General features: G+C 62.5%; 18 protein-coding genes. 12 read left to right on the forward strand and 6 right to left on the reverse strand.

What is annotated here, in order from left to right; genetic code table 11:
• Window positions 1-202 precede the first annotated feature (202 nt).
• Complete coding sequence (locus tag Q8O80_RS04640) at window positions 203-1,489, reverse strand: cell wall metabolism sensor histidine kinase WalK (protein WP_305577429.1); 1,287 nt, start codon at window positions 1,487-1,489, stop codon at window positions 203-205.
• An 87-nt stretch (window positions 1,490-1,576) separates the two neighbouring features.
• Here Q8O80_RS04640 and ppk2 point away from each other — a divergent pair, with 87 nt between their 5' ends.
• Window positions 1,577-2,434: a polyphosphate kinase 2 gene (gene ppk2 / locus Q8O80_RS04645; protein WP_305577431.1), complete on the forward strand. Its 858-nt coding sequence runs from the start codon at window positions 1,577-1,579 to the stop codon at window positions 2,432-2,434.
• On the opposite strand, the gene Q8O80_RS04650 is transcribed toward ppk2, so the two are convergent.
• Complete coding sequence (locus tag Q8O80_RS04650; RefSeq protein WP_305577433.1) at window positions 2,431-3,264, reverse strand: MurR/RpiR family transcriptional regulator; 834 nt, start codon at window positions 3,262-3,264, stop codon at window positions 2,431-2,433. The genes ppk2 and Q8O80_RS04650 overlap by 4 nt on opposite strands.
• Before the next feature lie 94 nt (window positions 3,265-3,358).
• Between Q8O80_RS04650 and Q8O80_RS04655 the strand changes: the two genes are divergently transcribed.
• From Q8O80_RS04655 to Q8O80_RS04695, 9 genes are all read left to right on the forward strand, one after another.
• Window positions 3,359-4,129, forward strand: coding sequence for an N-formylglutamate amidohydrolase (locus tag Q8O80_RS04655; RefSeq protein WP_305577435.1), 771 nt, complete (start codon window positions 3,359-3,361; stop codon window positions 4,127-4,129).
• A gap of 39 nt (window positions 4,130-4,168) precedes the next feature.
• Window positions 4,169-4,681 (forward strand): TRAP transporter small permease subunit, encoded by a 513-nt coding sequence (locus Q8O80_RS04660; protein ID WP_305577437.1) that lies wholly within the window; start codon window positions 4,169-4,171, stop codon window positions 4,679-4,681.
• Complete coding sequence (locus Q8O80_RS04665) at window positions 4,678-6,003, forward strand: TRAP transporter large permease subunit (protein ID WP_305577439.1); 1,326 nt, start codon at window positions 4,678-4,680, stop codon at window positions 6,001-6,003. Before Q8O80_RS04660 ends, Q8O80_RS04665 begins: the two co-directional genes overlap by 4 nt.
• 127 nt (window positions 6,004-6,130) lie before the next feature.
• Window positions 6,131-7,189: a TRAP transporter substrate-binding protein gene (locus Q8O80_RS04670; RefSeq protein ID WP_305577441.1), complete on the forward strand. Its 1,059-nt coding sequence runs from the start codon at window positions 6,131-6,133 to the stop codon at window positions 7,187-7,189.
• Between the two features lie 57 nt (window positions 7,190-7,246).
• Window positions 7,247-8,608, forward strand: coding sequence for a glutamine synthetase family protein (locus tag Q8O80_RS04675; protein WP_305577443.1), 1,362 nt, complete (start codon window positions 7,247-7,249; stop codon window positions 8,606-8,608).
• A gap of 61 nt (window positions 8,609-8,669) precedes the next feature.
• Window positions 8,670-9,137, forward strand: coding sequence for a hypothetical protein (locus tag Q8O80_RS04680; RefSeq protein ID WP_305577445.1), 468 nt, complete (start codon window positions 8,670-8,672; stop codon window positions 9,135-9,137).
• Complete coding sequence (locus Q8O80_RS04685) at window positions 9,134-9,550, forward strand: type II toxin-antitoxin system VapC family toxin (protein WP_305577447.1); 417 nt, start codon at window positions 9,134-9,136, stop codon at window positions 9,548-9,550. Before Q8O80_RS04680 ends, Q8O80_RS04685 begins: the two co-directional genes overlap by 4 nt.
• 15 nt (window positions 9,551-9,565) lie before the next feature.
• The gene (locus tag Q8O80_RS04690; RefSeq protein WP_305577449.1) at window positions 9,566-10,948 is read left to right on the forward strand and encodes an aldehyde dehydrogenase family protein; all 1,383 of its coding nucleotides are present in this window, start codon (window positions 9,566-9,568) and stop codon (window positions 10,946-10,948) included.
• A 6-nt stretch (window positions 10,949-10,954) separates the two neighbouring features.
• Window positions 10,955-12,109 (forward strand): iron-containing alcohol dehydrogenase, encoded by a 1,155-nt coding sequence (locus Q8O80_RS04695; protein WP_305577451.1) that lies wholly within the window; start codon window positions 10,955-10,957, stop codon window positions 12,107-12,109.
• A 54-nt stretch (window positions 12,110-12,163) separates the two neighbouring features.
• On the opposite strand, the gene Q8O80_RS04700 is transcribed toward Q8O80_RS04695, so the two are convergent.
• A complete protein-coding gene (locus tag Q8O80_RS04700) occupies window positions 12,164-13,633 on the reverse strand; it encodes a mannitol dehydrogenase family protein (protein WP_305577453.1) in 1,470 nt (489 codons plus the stop codon).
• 125 nt (window positions 13,634-13,758) lie between these two features.
• Here Q8O80_RS04700 and Q8O80_RS04705 point away from each other — a divergent pair, with 125 nt between their 5' ends.
• A complete protein-coding gene (locus tag Q8O80_RS04705) occupies window positions 13,759-14,673 on the forward strand; it encodes a sugar kinase (RefSeq protein WP_305577455.1) in 915 nt (304 codons plus the stop codon).
• 9 nt (window positions 14,674-14,682) lie between these two features.
• Here the strand turns inward: Q8O80_RS04705 and Q8O80_RS04710 are convergent, their stop codons facing one another.
• Genes Q8O80_RS04710 through Q8O80_RS04720 form a run of 3 tightly spaced genes read right to left on the reverse strand, consistent with a single transcriptional unit; the run spans window position 14,683 to window position 17,200 of the window.
• A complete protein-coding gene (locus Q8O80_RS04710; RefSeq protein WP_305577457.1) occupies window positions 14,683-15,225 on the reverse strand; it encodes a DUF924 family protein in 543 nt (180 codons plus the stop codon).
• Between the two features lie 8 nt (window positions 15,226-15,233).
• Entirely contained in the window at window positions 15,234-16,235 is a 1,002-nt protein-coding gene (locus tag Q8O80_RS04715; RefSeq protein WP_305577459.1) for a zinc-binding alcohol dehydrogenase family protein, read from the reverse strand.
• Window positions 16,236-16,276: 41 nt separating this feature from the next.
• Entirely contained in the window at window positions 16,277-17,200 is a 924-nt protein-coding gene (locus Q8O80_RS04720; protein ID WP_305577461.1) for a VOC family protein, read from the reverse strand.
• Between the two features lie 179 nt (window positions 17,201-17,379).
• On the opposite strand from Q8O80_RS04720, the gene Q8O80_RS04725 reads away from it, so the two are divergent.
• Window positions 17,380-18,159, forward strand: coding sequence for an SDR family NAD(P)-dependent oxidoreductase (locus Q8O80_RS04725; RefSeq protein ID WP_305577462.1), 780 nt, complete (start codon window positions 17,380-17,382; stop codon window positions 18,157-18,159).
• Window positions 18,160-18,189 lie beyond the last annotated feature (30 nt).

Genomic DNA, 18,189 nt, shown 5'->3' on the forward strand with positions numbered 1-18,189 from the left:
TGAGCCGGGTGTGGTCTTTGCCTGCCGCACAGGTTCCAGTCCGGCCGTGTGGGGGCGAGCGATCCCCGTGCCGCCGTACAGTTCCAAAAACCGGCGCCCCGAGGCGGTTTCGTCTCGTTTTTTACCTTACCGGAGGCGAAAGCCGTCTCGGGGTCCGTCCGCTCATTGAAAACCGCGCTGCAGGCGGCGCTTCTGCACGGCCCTAAGGCAGCAACACTTCCACGCGCATGCCCTCGCCGGGCTTGCTCTTGATCGAAAGCTGGCCGCGATGGCGATTGACGATGTGCTTGACGATGGCCAGACCCAGGCCGGTGCCCTTCTTCTTGCGGCTGGCGTCGGCATCGATGCGGTAGAAGCGCTCGGTCAGCCGCGGCACATGTTCGGGCTCCACACCCTGGCCGTAGTCGATCACCGTGACCAGATGCTGGAAACCGGTGCGGCCGGCTGGCTCGAGGCTGACGTCGACGAACCGGCCGCCCGCGCCATATTTGATGGCATTGTCGAGCAGGTTCTCGAACACCTCATAGAGCTGGCCCCGATCGCCAATGGTGGTCGAGGAGCCCGCAAACAGATGGAGCCGGATGTCGATTTCGGCGGCCTTGGCCTGGGTCATCAGCCCCTCGCGCACTTCGCGCAACAGGGCGGCCAGATCAATGCTGCCGGTGGGCCGCACATGCTGGTGCATTTCAATGCGCGACAGGCTGAGCAGATCATCGATCAGCTTGCTCATGCGTTCGGCCTGGCCCTGCATGATGCCGAGGAATTTCTCGCGTGCCGCCGTATCCTTGGCTGCCGGCCCGAGCAGGGTATCGATGAAGCCGCGCAGCGAGGCCAGCGGCGTGCGCAATTCATGGCTGGCATTGGCGATGAAATCGGAACGCAGGGCCTCGACCTGCTTGAGTTCGGTCAGGCTCTGGAAGGTCACGAGCAGTTGACGATCCTCATCGCTCAACCAATCCAGGCCCGGCCGGTTGAGCGGCGCCACCACCACCTTGTGCCAGGTCTGCGAGGGCACCGTTTCGTGCAGTTCGATGCTGGACGTCCTGCCGGTGCGCATCGCCACATCGATGGCCCGCACCAGATCGGGATTGCGCATGGAAAAGCTGATGGGATTGCCCGTGCTGACGCCGGGATATTCCTGCCGGGCGGCCAGATTGGCGTGCAGCACGATGCGGCGCCGGTCCAGCACCAGGCAAGGTTCGATCAGGGCATCGGCAAAGATGGCCACCGTGCTGGCCGGCATGTCCAGGGGAAGCGGGGACGCCGCCGCGTCGGGGTCCGATGGGGAGCTCGCCTGGGAGGGCAGCAGCGCAATGCCGGCCAGCAGGGCGGCAAAGCCGATTATGGCGCCGACCAGGCTCAGACCGGCGAACAGCACCAACCCCGCAAATACCACTGCGCCGCCGGCCAGCAGGCCGATCTGCTGCAGCAGGCGAGACAGCATGTCCTGGAGATATTGGCCGGCCGTGCGGCTGGGGGCTTGGTTCATTGGGGCGGGTGCTTCAGACAGAGGGCAATCCCCTTGCGTGAGGGGGCGTCTCTATAGCACGATGAATATAACAACGGAGCAACAAGAGTGACTGACCCAATCGACGGCTTCGATATCGAAAATCCCAAACTGCCCAAAGCCATCAAGAAGCGCGCCATGGCCTCGGGGGGATACCCTTATGACGATAAGCTGGATCGCGACAGCTATGAAGCCCGGATGTACGCCCTGCAAAAACAATTGGTGACCCTGCAGGCCCATCTGGCGGCCAGCGGCGAGCGCATCATGATTGTGTTTGAGGGGCGCGACGCCGCCGGCAAGGGTGGCACCATCAAGCGCTATCTGGAAAACCTCAACCCGCGCTATTCCATCATCGCCGCCCTGCCCAAGCCCAATGATCGGGAGCGGACGCAGTGGTATTTCCAGCGCTATGTCGACTGGATGCCGGCGGCCACCGAGACGGTGCTGTTTGACCGCTCCTGGTACAACCGGGCCGGCGTGGAAAAGGTGATGGGTTTTTGCACCCCCAAGCAAACCGAGCACTTTCTTGAGGAAGCGCCGGAATTTGAAAAGCGCATCACCAAAGACGGCATTCACCTGTTCAAGTTCTGGCTGTCGATTGGCCGCGAGATGCAGCTCAAGCGCTTCCATGACCGCCGCCACGATCCGCTCAAAGTGTGGAAGCTGTCGCCGATTGATCTGGAAGCCCTGACGCGGTGGAGCGATTATACCGATGCGCGTAACACCATGATCGAGCGCACCCATACCGAGCACGCTCCCTGGACCGTGGTCCGTACCAATGACAAGCGCCGGGGGCGGATTACCCTGATCCAGAGCGTGCTGCACCGGCTCGACTATGCCGGCAAGGACACCGAGGCCATTGGCGAGATTGATGCCAGCATCTGCCTTGATGGTCCCGATTTCCTCAGCATGGACAAGACGGACTAGGGGCGCTCGATCGCGCCCATGCGCTTGCTGGCAGTGGTCCAGGTCAGTTCGGTGGTGCGCGCCAGCACGGCCTCGACCACGGTCAGCAGCGCGCCATTGGCGTCCCAGGTGCGGCCCATTTCGGTGTATCCGGGCAGCACCAGCTTGGCAAAGCGACTGACCGGGCTCATCCATTCATCGGTGATCAGCACGATCTGGACGCGCTTGGCTGCCAGATCGCTGGCCAGTTGCAGGAGGGCAGGATCATAGCGGCGAACGTCAAAAATGATGGCGGTATCGCCATCCCGGACGTCGAGCATCTGGTCGGCCTGGGTGGCCGGCCTGCCGTCGAACCGGCGCACGCCCGGCCGGATCAGGCGCAGATGGGCCTCCATATAGCCGGCGAGAAAATCGGTGAACCGGCCGCCGGCCAGCCAGCAGGTGCCCCGGCTTTCAGCCAGTCGCGTGCAGACCGCCTCAAACTCGGACGCCGGGATCAGCGCTGCCGCCCGGCGCAGATTGTCCACCGCCTGGGCGATGAAGTGGTCGAGGAAGCGGGGATCGTCCGGGCTTTCGCTGATGCCGGTGGGGCTACGCTGCAGGGGCGATTTGGAGCGCTGCTCCATTTCATCACGCAGGGCCCGCTGGAAGTCGGGATAGGATTTATAGCCAAGCTGGGCGACAAAGCGCAGCACGCTGGCGGAACTGACGCCGGCATGCAGGGCGAACTCGGCCACCGGCGCCAGGCCAAGGGTGGGATAGGAGCCGAGCAGGCCGCGCGCAGCGCGTTTTTCGGCGGCGGTCAGGCCGGCGATTGCATCGTGAATGCGTCCGGCAACTGATTTTCCCACCGCGGCACTCCTGATTGCATGCATTCAGCATTGACAGTTTTTCCAATTATGAAACTACTGTTACAGAAGTTAATCAATCCCGCGCAGGGGCCAAATGGTCAGAGAAGAGCAAAAGCCGGTATTGGTGACCAATGCGCAGGGGCAATCGCCCTTCGTGATTGTGTGTGACCACGCCAGCAATCGCATTCCGGCTCGCTATGGCGATCTGGGACTGACCATGACCGAACGGGCCAGCCATATTGCGTGGGACCCCGGCGCATTGTCGGTCAGCCGGGCGCTGGGTGACCTGCTTGATGCGCCGCTGGTCCAATCGACGGTGTCGCGACTGGTGATCGACTGCAATCGTGATGTGGATGCACCCGAGCTGATCTGGACACTGTCGGAGGCCACGCGCATCCCGGCCAATGAGGCGCTCAGCCCGGAGGAACGGCAATACCGGATCGACCACTACCATCGACCCTATCACGATGCGATCGAGGCCCTGCTGGACGACCGTCGTCATGCCGGGCAGGCGAGCATACTGATCTGCATGCACTCCTTCACCCCGATCTATCACGGGGTGGCGCGGCCCTGGCCGATTGGCCTGATTCACGGCGTTGACACGCGCTTTACCCAGGCCTTGCGCGACGCGCTGGCTGCGGAAGACCCTGCACTCAATATCGGCTGGAACGAGCCCTATGCCGCGCTCAATGGCGTGACGCTGACGCTGGAGCGCCATGGCGATGGGCGCGGGCTTGATGCCACCATGATCGAACTGCGCAATGACGAGATCCTTGAACCAGCCGGGGTGACCCTGTGGTCGAGCCGGCTGGCACGGTGCCTTGAGATGGCACGACAGGCGCTGGTGCCGACGAAACACGGATAGCTGGAGCAAACCGATGACCCAGAGACAGGAACCAGCATCGTGCCCAAGCCGATAGTCTTCTTTGTCAGATGGGTGGATCGCATCAACCTCTATGCGGGGCGGTTGGCCATGGTGATCTTCTTTGCCATGGCCGCCATCATGCTGTGGTCGACAGTGTCGCGCGCCGTATTCGGGGTCTCGGTCAACTGGTCCCTCGAAATGACCCAGTTCCTGCTCTCGGCCTTCTACCTGCTGGGCGGCGCCTATTCCCTGCAGCATGGGTCCCATGTCCGCATGGATCTGTTCTACAGCCGGCTCTCGTTGCGCCGGCGGGCAGGCCTGGACGCGGTCACATTGCTGGCCGTCATCTTCTTTCTCGGGGTGCTGCTCTGGGGCGGCATTTCGAGCACGCAATATGCCATTCAGTACAACCAGAAGAACTACTCCGCCTGGTCGCCCGTGCTCTGGCCGGTCAAGGTTGCCATGACCATCGGCATTTTCCTGATGCTTCTGCAAGTCATCGCGCAATTGTTCCGGGATGTGGCGCAGGCGATGGATAGGCCGATTACATGACACCCGAACTCATCACCCTCTTCATGTTCGCCACCATGATGGTGCTGCTGTTTACCGGGCAGCGGGTCTTTGGCGTCATCGGCTTTGTCGGCTCGGCAGCCGCGCTCTGGCTCTGGGGGCGCGGCGCCGTCGAGATGCCGTTCAATCAGGCCTTCCAGGTGCTCAACTGGTACCCGCTGATCACCGTGCCCTTCTTCGTGTTCATGGGCTACATGATGAGCGAGAGCGGCATCGCCTCGAACCTCTACCGCATGTTCCATGTCTGGTTCGGTTCGGTCCGGGGCGGGCTGGCGCTGGGCACAATGGGGCTGATGGTGCTGATTTCCTGCATCAACGGGCTGTCGGTGGCCGGCATGGCCATCGGCGCCACAATTGCCCTGCCCGAGCTGCTCAGGCGCGGCTATGACAAGATCATGGTCACCGGGGTCATTCAGGGCGGCTCGTCGCTGGGCATCCTGATACCACCCAGCGTGGTGCTGGTGCTGTTCGCCATGATTGCGCGGGCACCGGTAACCGAATTGTGGCTGGCCGGCATCATGCCCGGCCTGATGATGGCCACCATTTTCGGGATATATGTCTATGTCCGCTGTCGCATCCAGCCGGAAATGGGCCCGCCGATTTCGCCTGAGGAACTGGCGGAGATCACCCTGGGTGACAAGCTCGTGCTGCTGCGCGAGGGCCTCATGCCGGTGGCGGTGTTCGCCATCATGATGACGCTGTTCCTCACCGGCACGACCAGCCTCACCGAAAGCTCGGCCGTGGGGGCGCTGCTGGCAACGGTGGCGGCGGCCCTGTCGGGCAAGCTCAACTGGCAGGTCCTGGAGTCAACGACGCGAAACACACTGCTGATCAGCTGCATGTTTCTCTGGATCATCCTGGCCGCGCTGTGCTTCTCGTCGGTCTATGATGGGCTGGGCGCCGTACGGGCTATTGAAAACCTGCTGCTGAACACCTTTGGACTCGATCCCTGGGGCATACTGATCCTGATGCTGCTCAGCTTCGTGGTCATGGGCATGTTCCTCGATGACACGGCCATGCTGGTGATCGTCGCGCCGCTCTATATTCCGCTGGTGCGGCTGCTCGGCTTCGATGTGATCTGGTTTGGCATTCTCTACACCATCACCTGCCAGATCGCCTACATCACCCCGCCCTTTGGCTACAATCTGTTCCTCATGCGCGCCATGGCGCCGCCCGAAATCGGGCTGAGCGATATCTATCGCTCCATCCTGCCATTCGTGCTGATGATGGTCCTGACCGTGATCCTGCTGATGATCTTTCCGCAGATCGCGCTGTGGCTGCCTGGCCTTTATGCCGGACGCTGAGGGGACCATGGTGAACCATATGCCAACACAAGAAGGGAGGCGCTGAACGAGCAAGTCCGACGTCGAGTCCAATCATGCGTTCCGGCAAGTCTGCTCGGAACGTCAACATCAAGGGGATGAAACAGACATGACTGATCTTCTCAACAAGCGTAACTTTCTCAAGCGGGCGGGCCTGGCCACCGCCGGCGCTGTAGGCGCCACGGCGCTGGCAACGCCCCATGTCAAGGCGCAGGAGCCGATCCGCTGGCGCCTGCAGACCTATGCCGGTCCGGCGCTGGCCGAACATGTGGTCAAGAACGCCATCGACTGGTTCAACATCGCCGCAAACGGCGAGATGGTCATCGAACTCTATACGGCCGACCAGCTGGTGCCGCATGGCGAGCTGTTCCGCGCCGTCCAGACCGGCACGATCGACGCCGCCCAGAGCGACGACGACTCCGCCGCCGCACCAGTGGACGTCAAGGTGTTCGGCGCCTATTTCCCGCTGGCCTCGCGCTATTCGCTCGACGTTCCCGCGCTCTGGCACTGGCGTGGCCTCAAGGAAATCTGGGAAGAGGCCTATGCCGAAATCCCGGACGTGACCTGGCTGTCCACCGGCGCCTGGGATCCCTGCAATTTCGGCACGACCAAGCCGATCAACTCGCTGGCCGACCTCAATGGCCTGCGTGTCTACACCTTCCCCACGGCGGGCCAGTTCCTCTCCAAATACGGGGTTGTTCCGGTATCGCTGCCCTATGAAGATGTCGAGCCGGCACTGCAGACCGGTGAACTGGACGGCATCTGCTGGAGCGGCACCACGGAGCTGCACACGGTCGGCTGGGCCAATGCGCTCAAATACTACCTGACCAACCCGCTTTCGGGTGCCTGGGCCGGCTCCTACTTCGTCAACACGGCACGGTGGAACGAGTTGCCGCCACACCTGCAGCAGCTCTACCGCATGATGATCGACTCCTCGCACTATTATCGCCAGCACTGGTACTGGGCCGGCGAAGCCAACTTCCGCCTCAACGGCAAGCTCGAGCTGACGACCATTCCCGAGGCTGAATGGAAGCAGGTGGAAACTGACGCTGTCGCCTTCTGGGACGATATCGCCAAACAGTCGGACCGCAGTGCCCGGGTGGTCGAGATCATCAAGCAGTACAACGCCGATATGGAACTGGCGGGCCCGCCATACCGCTACAGCTGAACCGATTAACCCGGCCGCGCCATCGCGGCCGGGATACCCTGTATCCTGGAGATTGAAATGGCCGCCTACAGTCTTGCCGAGCTGAAAAAGGATGTTGCCGCAGGCAGTGTCGACACCGTGCTTGTCGCCTTTCCCGACATGCAGGGGCGGTTGATCGGCAAGCGCTTCCAGGCCGAGTTCTTCGTGGAAGTGGCCCATGACGAGACGCATGCCTGCAACTATCTCATGGCCGATGACATCGACATGGAGCCGGTACCGGGCTACGCGGCGGCCAACTGGGGGAAAGGCTATGGCGATTTCGTCATGAAGCCGGATCTGGCGACCCTGATGAAGGCGAGCTGGCTCGAAGGCACAGCCATTGTGCTGTGCGACCTCGCTGACCATCACCAGACCCCGGTTGCCCACAGCCCCCGCGCCATGCTCAAGGCACAGATCGATCGCCTCGCTGCCATGGGCTATACGGCCAATGCAGCGACCGAGCTCGAATTCTACCTGTTCGACGAGGATTATCGCACCATCAGCCAGAAGGGCCACGCACGGGCCCAGACAGCGGGCGACTACATCCAGGATTACAATATCTTCCAGACCACCAAGGAAGAGGGCGTCATGCGCGCGCTGCGCAAGCACCTGCAGGCCTCGGGCATTCCGGTGGAATCCTCCAAGGGCGAATGGGGCCCGGGGCAGGAAGAGATCAACGTCAAATATTCTGACGCCCTCACCATGGCCGACCGCCATGTGGTGCTGAAAAATGCCACCAAGGAAATCGCCTGGGCCCAGGGCAAGGCCGTGACCTTCATGGCCAAGTGGGACTACGGCCTGGCCGGCTCATCGAGCCATATCCACATGTCGCTGGCCGACAAGTCCGGCAAGCCGCTGTTTGTTGACGATAAGGACGAGCGCGGCATGAGCGCGCTGATGAAGCACTTCATGGCCGGGCAACTGGCCTATGCACGCGACATCACCTATTTTCTGGCGCCCTATATCAATTCGTACAAGCGCTTTCAGGCCGGTACCTTCGCGCCCACCAAGGCGATCTGGAGCCGGGACAACCGCACCGCCGGGTTCCGCCTGTGCGGCGAAAACTCGAAATCCATTCGCACCGAGTGCCGTATTGGCGGCGCTGATCTCAACCCCTATCTGGCGATGGCAGCGCTGATTGCGGCGGGGATCAAGGGTATCGAGGAAAAGCTCGACTTGCCGCCCGCCTTTGTCGGCGATGCCTATGTCAGGGAGCAATTGCCGGAGATCGCCAAAACCCTGCGCGACGCCACCGACTGGTTGCGCCGCTCGGACCTGCTCAAATCGGCATTTGGCGCCGATGTCATCGCCCATTATGTGCACACTGCCGAATGGGAGCAGCTCGAATATGACCGCCGGGTGACCGACTGGGAACTCAAGCGCGGCTTCGAGCGGAGTTAGTACGTTACTATTGAACAGTACAGTACATACTGTTATCTTCGACCGCAGTATGGAGGTCGTTATGTCCAAATATGAACCATTGTACCAACATCTGACGGCATCAGATCATGAACGGCTGGAGCTTGGCTTCGCCGATGTCGAGGAGATCTTGGGCTTTGTGCTCCCCGCCTCCGCGCGCCGTTACGCCGCCTGGTGGAGCAACACTGATGGCAGTCATGTTCAGGCACAGGCCTGGTTGCGGGCGGGTTACGAAACAACAGACGTAGACGTGCCGGGCGAGCGACTGGGTTTTGTTGCAACCAAGCTGAAAAAAGGATTTGGAGAAGTGTCGCAAACATACCTGGATCCGCGAGATCAACCGACGCTGCCCACCAAACAGCACCCGCTGTTTGGGAGCATGAAGGGCACCTCGATCATCATGCCAGGCGTTGACTTGACTCAGCCGGCGGACCTCGATTGGGCCAATGTCTATGACGACGCCTATGATCATGGTGTTGTCGTCGAGCAGCAGGGTCTCAAGCGTCCGTGAGCGCCTCCCTTCTTCTCGATACCTGCGCTGCAATCTGGATGGCGGAGGCTGCCCATATTGAGCCGGCGGCAGTTGCGGCAATGAACGAGAGCGCGACAAATGGAACGCCGGTACTGATCTCGCCCATTTCAGCCTGGGAGCGGGCATTGCTGGTCGCCAAGGGTCGATTGAGATCACCACTGCCGCCCAAGGTCTGGTTTGATCGTATTCTAACAACAGGTGGCCTTAAACTCGCCCCGCTGACGCCGGATATTCTTGCCGATGCATCCTTTCTGCCTGAACCGCTGCATCGCGATCCCGCCGACCGGATCATTATCGCCACCGCCCGGTCGCTGGACCTGACAATTGTGACCCGGGACGTGCTCATTCTCGACTATGCCGGCCTCGGCCATGTCCGCGCCATCGCCTGCTGACAAAAGGAAGTCCCCATGACCGAGACGGTCAAAATCATCTCCCCCGTCGATGGCAGCCTTTATGCCGAGCGTAGTGTTGCCAGTAGCATCGACATCGAAACGGCGGTCATTCGCGCGCAGATGGCACGGCGGGCCTGGAGGGAAACCACCCTGCCCGAGCGGCAGAAGATCGTCAGCCACATGGTCGACGCACTGCTGCTGATGAATGACGAAATCGTGCCCGAACTGGCCTGGCAGATGGGGCGGCCCGTGCGCTATGGCGGCGAAAGAGGCGGTGTTGAAGAGCGCGCCCGCTACATGATCGGACTGGCCACCAGCGCGCTGGCGCCAACCGAACTGCCGCTGAAAGACAATTTCACCCGCTACATCACCCGCGAAGCCCTGGGCGTTGTGCTGGTGATTGCGCCGTGGAACTACCCTTTCCTGACGGCGGTCAATTCCATCGTCCCGGCGCTGGTGGCGGGCAATGCCGTCATCCTCAAGCACGCCAGCCAGACGCTGCTCGCCGGCGAACGCTTCGCCCTGGCCGCCGAACAGGCTGGGCTGCCCACCGGACTGTTCCAGAATCTGGTGATGGGCCACGCCGATACCGAAGCGTTGATCGGCTCGGGGCAGATCGACCACATCAATTTCACCGGCTCGGTGGAAGGCGGTCGCCGCATTGAGAAGGCGGCTGCCGGCACCTTTGCCACGCTGGGGCTGGAACTGGGCGGCAAAGACCCCGCCTATGTGCGCGCCGATGCCAAGCTTGAGCATGCCGTGGAAGGCCTGGTGGACGGCGCGTTCTTCAACTCCGGCCAAAGCTGCTGTGGGGTCGAACGCATCTATGTGCACGGTGATGTCTATGACCGTTTCGTGGATGACTTCCTTGAAGCGGCCAGCAGCTGGACGCTGGGCAATCCGCTCGATGCGGCGACCATGGTGGGGCCGATGGCGCGCGGCAGCTTTGCCGATCATGTGCGGCAACAGACCGAAGAAGCCGTGCGCGGCGGCGCCACGGCGCGGCTCAATACGCGCCACAGGCTGGATGTGCCCGGCTCGCCCTATCTGACGCCGGAGGTGCTGACCGGGGTCAATCACCAGATGAGTGTGATGCGCGAGGAGAGCTTTGGCCCTGTGGTCGGCATCATGAAAGTGGCCGACGACGACGAAGCCATCGCCCTGATGAATGACAGCCCCTATGGCCTGACTGCCTCGATCTGGACCAACGATCTCGATGCTGCGGCCAAGCTGGGAGAGAGTATCCAGACCGGGACAGTATTCGCCAATCGCTGCGATTATCTCGATCCGGCGCTGGTGTGGACCGGCGTCAAGGACACGGGCAAGGGCGGCAGCCTGAGCGAGATCGGCTACGCCAATCTGACGCAGCCAAAATCCTATCACTTGAAACGGGTGTGACCCAAAATGACCAAAGCCAATTGGAATTACCCGACCACCATCAAGTTCGGCTCCGGCCGCATTGCCGAACTGCCTGAAGCGCTCAAAAGCGCCGGCATCAGCAAGCCCTTGCTGGTGACCGATGCGGGGCTGGTCAACCTGCCGGTGACGCAGAACACCATCAAACTGCTCGCCGATGCCGGCATTTCCGTCGGCGTGTTTGCCGATGTCAAACCCAATCCGATCGCGGCCAATGTAGAGGCCGGCGTCAAGCAACTGCGCGAGGGCGGCCATGATGGCGTCATCGCCTTTGGCGGCGGCTCGGGGCTCGACGCGGGCAAGGTCATTGCCTTCATGGCGGGCCAGACCCGGCCGATGTGGGATTTCGAGGATATTGGCGATTGGTGGACCCGTGCCGACCCCAAGGGCATCCTGCCGATCATCGCCGTGCCAACGACAGCCGGAACCGGCTCGGAGGTCGGTCGCGCCGGGGTGATCACCGACGAAACCACGCACACCAAGAAGGTGATCTTCCACCCGCTGATGATGCCAAAGATCGTTATCGCCGATCCCGAGCTGACCGTGGGCATGCCAGCCTTCATCACCATCGGCACCGGCATGGACGCACTGGCCCATTGCCTCGAAGCCTATTGTGCGCCGGGCTATCATCCCATGGCCGATGGCATTGCCGTGGAAGGCATTCGCCTGGTCATGGAAAACCTGCCCAAGGTGGTGACTGATCCCAACGATCTCGAAGCGCGCGGGCACATGATGAGCGCTGCCGCCATGGGCGCCACCGCTTTCCAGAAGGGGCTCGGGGCCATTCATGCGTTGAGCCATCCGGTTGGCGCGCTCTATGACACCCACCACGGCATGACCAATGCGGTGTTCATGCCCTATGTGCTGATCGTCAACCGCGCCGCCATTGAAACGCGCATCGCCCGGCTGGCTGCCTATCTGGGTCTCGCGCCAAGCTTTGAGGCATTCCAGCACGCGGTCATCGGCCTGCGCATGCGGCTCGATGTGCCCCACACGCTGGCGGCGTTCAAAGTCGACAATTCCAAGCGCGAGCTGATCGGCGAGATGGCGATTGTCGACCCCACCGCGGGCGGCAATCCGGTGGAACTGACCAAGGCCCTGGCTCTGGAAATCTTCGACCGGGCCATGGAAGGCCGGATTTAAGCGGGAGTTCCCCCACCCGGCCTCCCCCTGAAGGGGGAGGCCGGGTGGGGGTGCCTAACCCACCAGTTCCCGGATCGTCGCGACCACGCCGTCGTCGAACAGGCTCTCGAGCTGGGTGACCACGGCGTCGCCAAAGGCCTGGTTGTCGGCGAGATCGGTGCCGAACACTTCGTTGAGCGCCACCAGCCCGACATAGAGCGCTTCGGCATCGTCACCCGCTTCGGCGGCAATGGCCATCATGCGCATGGCGAGCGGATCGCGCACATCGATGTTGTCGCCCTTCTCGTCAATGCCCACGACGTAACGCATCCAGCCGGCAACCCCCAGGGCCAGACGATCAAAAGGCTGGCCGGCCTTGAGGCGGTCTCGAATAGTGCCGAGCAGGCGCTGCGGCAGCTTCTGGCTGCCATCCATGGCAATCTGCCAGGTGCGGTGCTGCAGGGCGGGATTGGCAAAACGCGCCAGTAGCTGGTCGCGATAGGCGCCCAGATCGGTGCCCGGCATGTCCAGCGTCGGCATGGCTTCTTCGGTCATCAGCCCGTGGATCAACCGGTGAAAGGCCGGATCGGCAATAGCCTGGGAGACATATTCATGGCCCGCCAGGTAGCCGAGATAGGCAATGGTGGAGTGGCTGCCATTGAGCATGCGCAGCTTCATGCGCTCGAACGGCTCGACGTCGGCGACCAGTTGCGCGCCGACCGTCTCAAACGGCGGGCGGCCCTGCGGGAACTTGTCCTCGATCACCCATTGGGTGAAAGGTTCGGTCATGATCGGCCAGGCATCTTCCGCCCCGATCAGGCCGGCAATGGTCTGGCGGTCAGCATCGGTGGTCGAGGGGACGATGCGGTCAACCATGGTACCGGGGAAGGCCACGTTCTGGCTGACCCAGTCGCCCAAAGCGGCGTCGCGCAGGCTGGCAAAGCGGGTGACGATGCGCTGCACGGTCTCGCCATTGGAGGGTAGGTTGTCGCAGCTCATCACGGCAAAGGGCGGCACACCAGCCGCATGCCGGCGCGCCAGCGCTTCGACCAGCATGCCGGGGGCCGATTTTGGTGACGCCGGATTGGCCAGGTCATGGGCGATATCGGGATGGCGCTCATCGAGTTCGCCGGTTGCCGGGTCGTGGCAGTAGCCCTTCTCGGTCACCGTCAGCGAGACGATGCGGATTTTGGGGTCGGCCATCAGCGCCAGCAATTCGTCGCGCTGGGCATTGGCATCGAGCACGCTGAGGATGGAGCCGATCACCCGGGGATGGGTCCCCGCCGCATCGCGCACGGCAATGGTGTAAAGCCCGTCCTGCGGCTCAAGCGCTTCCTTGGTGTCGGGGCGGCGCAGGCTGGCGCCGACAATGGCCCAATCGGGGTGAGTCTTGAGCAGATCATCGACATAGACCGCCATATGCGCGCGGTGAAAGGCGCCGATACCCAGATGCACGATCCCAGGGGTCAGCGTGCTGCGATCGTAATTGGGCACAGCCACCCCGGCGGGAATGCTGTTCAGGGTCTTGGCGCTCAGACGCGTCATGGAAATCTCCGGCGAAACAAATTTGGCGGCACCATAGTGCCTTCTGATCTTGTATGGAAGATACTGACTTGCAGGCAAATGGGCTTTACCGGCATAAGCCTCAGGCACGCAAGGAGGGCAAGGGCTTGGTACAGCATCGCTTCGTCAGCATCGGTGAATGCATGATCGAAATGAGTGGCGGCGAGGATCGCCAATATCGCCTGGGCTATGCCGGCGATACGCTCAATACCGCCTGGTATATGCGCGCCCTGCTCGGCGCTGACTGGTCTGTGGACTATTTCACCGCACTGGGCGCCGACAAATACTCCAGCGACATCAAGGCATTTCTGGAGGCCAATCAGATCGGCACCAGCCACATCCGCACCGTGCCGGACCGGCGCCCAGGCCTCTACATGATCCATCAGGCCGATGGCGACCGCCACTTCACCTATTGGCGCGACACCTCCGCCGCCAAGCTGCTGGCCGACGACAAGGACGTGCTGGCCAAGGCCGTTGCAGGCGCCAGCATGGTATATTTCTCCGGCATTACCCTGGCCATTCTGGCGCCCCGCGCCCGCGGCCGGCTGCTCGGCGCCATCGTGCGTGCACGGGACAATGGCGCAAAAATTGTCTTCGATACCAATCTGCGCCCGGCGCTATGGACCAGTCCGCGTGTCATGGCCGGTGTGCTGACCGCGGCCGCCAGCCTGTGCGACATCGTGCTGCCCACCCATGGCGATGAAGCACCGCTGTTCGGCGACAAGAATGTCGACGAGACTGCTGACCGCTACCTGGAACTGGGCGTGGAAGAAGTCGTGGTCAAGGATGGCGCGGGCGACGCGCTCATCGCCACCGCCAATGAACGCGTCCGCATTGCGCCGCAGCCGGGCGCAAATGTGGTCGATGCGACCGGAGCCGGCGACAGCTTTAACGGCGCCTATCTCTCGGCGCGTCTGGCCGGCAGGTCGCTGCGGGAAGCCGCCGAAGCCGCCCACCGCGTGGCGCGCGTGGTCATCGGCCAAAAGGGCGCACTGGTCGATCCGAAGCTGGTATCGCTGTAGCACGCCTGCTCAGAACGCCCGATCGCCCTGGGCTTTCATATAGGCCAGTTCGTCCGGCGTACTGGTCCGCCCCAGCGCCGCATTGCGGAACGGAAAGCGGCCGAAGCGGGCGATGGTGTCGCGATGGCTGGTCATGAATTTCTGCAGGTCCGGGTCAAACTGGCCGAAGAGCTTGACGCCCTCCTCCTGGATCGGCAGCGACTCGGCGTGCATGAAGGGCATGTAGACGAACATGCGCCGCTCGAGCTCCAGCGTCTGGTCGGCGCCGGCAGCGATGGCTTCCTGCGCCAGGGCCAGGGCCATCTTGTCCTGCGCAAAGGCGTCGGACGAACCACGGTGCAATTGACGGGAGAACTGGTCGAGCACGATGATCTCGGCCAGCCGGCCCTCGGCGGTTTCCCGCCATTGCCAGGCTTCGCCCAGCGCCACATGCCGATGGGTATCGGCAAAGCGCTGCGACAGAGCCGTATCGAATTCGGCTTTGCCGTCAAACCAGTCCTCCTTGGAATGTTCGACAAACCAGAAGCTGATGACGTCCTGAGCGCTGCGCATGCGTCCTCCTAAAGGGTTATGATGGCCTTGATCAGCCCGGTGCGGTCGTGGGCCCATTTCGGCAAATTGGCGGGAACATCATCAAAGCTGGTGGCGTGGGTGGCAAGCCGGTCGGTCGGTACGCTGCCATTGCGAATGCAGGCCATGACATGGTCAAAATCCTCGCGAGTCGCATTGCGCGAGGCGCGAATGGTGAGTTCGCGCCGGTGGATTTCCGGGTCCTCCCAGGCCAGTATACCCTTGACCACACCCACCAGCGTCAACGCGCCGCCATTGCGGCAATAGCTTACAGCCTGGTTCATCGCCGCAATGGCGCCGGTGGCGTCAAATACGGCGTCAAAACCGCTGCCCATTTTGGCTTTGAACGCGGCACCATCGCGCTCGTCCAGCGCCGCAGCGCCAAAACCAAAACGACGCGCCATCTCCAGCTTGTCGGCGGCGGCGTCAAGAATGATCACCTCTGCGCCGGCAATGCGGGCAAAAAAGGCAACGCCCAGGCCGATCGGGCCACCGCCGACCACCAGAACCTGCCCACCGGGCTGCGGCGCCGTCCGACGCACGGCATGGGCGCCAATGGCGAGAAACTCCACCATGGCCGCGTCACGCAGGCTCAGGCCCTCGGCGCGATAGAGGTTGGCTTCGGGCATGATGATCTGCTCTGCCATGCCGCCATCGCCATGCACGCCGATCACCGTCAGCGTCTCGCAGCAATTGGTCTTGCCCTCGCGGCAGGCGGGACAGCTGTAGCAAGGCAGATAGGGATTGATGACCACCGCATCGCCATCGGACAGCCCGGCTGCGCCGTTGGCATCGAGTACCACGCCGGACAGTTCATGGCCCATGATGCGCGGATATTGCAGGAAGGGGTGCTTGCCTTCAAAGATGTGATAATCGGTGCCGCAAATGCCGATATGGCGGATGCCGACCCGCACCCAGCCGGGCTTGAGCTCTGGTGCTGCAATATCGATCAGCGCCAGCTTACCCGGCGCGCCGCAAGAAATAGCCCGCATGAAATCCTCCCGATCACTGGGCGGAAGGACTAACATGTCAGTTACGGGCTGACTACAACACGAATGCGATTGCCAAACGGGTCCCGGGTCTCAAACCCGTTTTCCAGCGTGGCCATCGGGGCGTCCGCCTGTTCCAGCCGATGCTTGACCTCTTCCAATGAGGCCGCGTCAGGCAGCGCGATGGTGAACCAGCGCAAACCGGCCGTGCCGGCGGCAGGCAGCGTCGCATTGGGGCCGGACCAGATGTTGAACGCCAGGCTATGGGGCATGTAGTCGAGCCCGACATCGCCCATGCCGAAGGAGTCGATCAACAGAAAACCGGCAAAGCCGATGACGTCGCGATAGAAATCCATGGCCTGACGCAGATCATTGACGTGCACATGCACGTGGCCGATGCGGGTGCCCCCTGGCATGGTCGCGGCCAGTTCCGGCTGCGGTGCCAGTTCAGCGAGCAGCCCCTGCATATCAATGGGGTCGCGGCCGGAATGGGGCTTGCCGTCTGTGGTCACGGCATAGGTCTCGCCCTTGTCCGGATCGCCCAGCGTACCGCGCCAGGGCGTCTCGAAGGTGATTTCGATGCCATTGCCATCCAGATCCCATAGATAGATCGCTTCGGACACCAGATGATCGGTGGGGGAAATGGCAATATTGCGCTGCATGGCGCGGATGGCCATTTGCGCCAGATCGGCGCGCTTGGGCACATGAATGGCTACGTGATAAAGTCCAATACTGCGCGGCGTCACCGGCGCCGTGGCGCCGGTTTCGAGCACGATCAGCGGCTTGCCGCCGGCGCCCAGGGTCAGCACCCCATCCTTGTCAGCGAGCAGTTCGAGCCCGACCACATCCCGCCAGATGGCCAGCGCCTTGGTGCGGTCGGTGACGGCGAGGTGGACCGGGCCGAGCGTCGTGGTCAGCGGCAGCAGCGGGGCAGACTTCACATTGGTCTGAACGGATGTATCAATCATGGCACGCTCCTGGGTTGCTCGTTGGCTTGACCCTAGATAGGTCGCTCCGCCGCCAAAGAGCAGGGGCGAAACATCGAACAGTGCGGACACCACAGTGCAGGGAAAGCTTGCAGCGGCGGAACCATGCGGGAGGCCATGCGCTTGGTTAGTGAACGACTGGCAAGACAAGGGAGCCCACAATGCCATTCTCCGACAAGGTCGCACTGGTCACTGGCGCTGGATCAGGCATCGGCAAGGCCACGGCCCTGCTGCTGGCCAGGGGTGGCGCCCGCGTCGCCGTGCTCAGCCGCACCGATGACGAGATCGAGGCGACGCGGGACGAGATTATTGCCGCTGGTGGCGAGGCCATGGCGGTAGCCGCCGATATTGCCGATCCCGATGGCATGCGCGCGGCGGTCGACAGCATCATCGCCCGCTGGGGGCGCCTGGATATCGTGGTGGCCAATGCCGGGATCAACGGGGTCTGGGCACCCATTGACGAGTTGCTGCCGGCGGAGTGGGACAAGACCATGACGATCAATCTGGGTGGCACCTATCTGACGCTGCACCTGACCGTGCCGCATCTGAAAAAAGCCGGCGGCGCGATCATCATCGTTTCATCGATCAACGGCAACCGCACCTTCACCTCTGCCGGGGCCACGGCCTATTCCGCGACCAAGGCGGCGCAGGTTGCGATGGCCCAGCAATTGGCGCTGGAACTGGGACCACACCAGATCCGGGTCAACGCGGTGTGCCCGGGCGCCATCGACACCCAGATCGCCGACAATACCGACAAGCGCAATACTGCGGCGGCCGAAATCGAGGTCGCGTTTCCACAGGGCGATATCCCCCTGACCGGCGGCGAACCCGGCGAGAGCCGCGATGTCGCCGAGACCATCGCCTTCCTGGCGTCTGATGCGGCGCGGCACATCACCGGCGTGCCCATCTACGTTGACGGCGGCCAGTCGCTGCTGCGCTGAACGGGGCTATGTCCCCAGCCGGGCGCATCT

This window comes from Devosia sp. (assembly GCF_030689745.1).
Lineage (GTDB): Bacteria > Pseudomonadota > Alphaproteobacteria > Rhizobiales > Devosiaceae > Devosia > Devosia alba.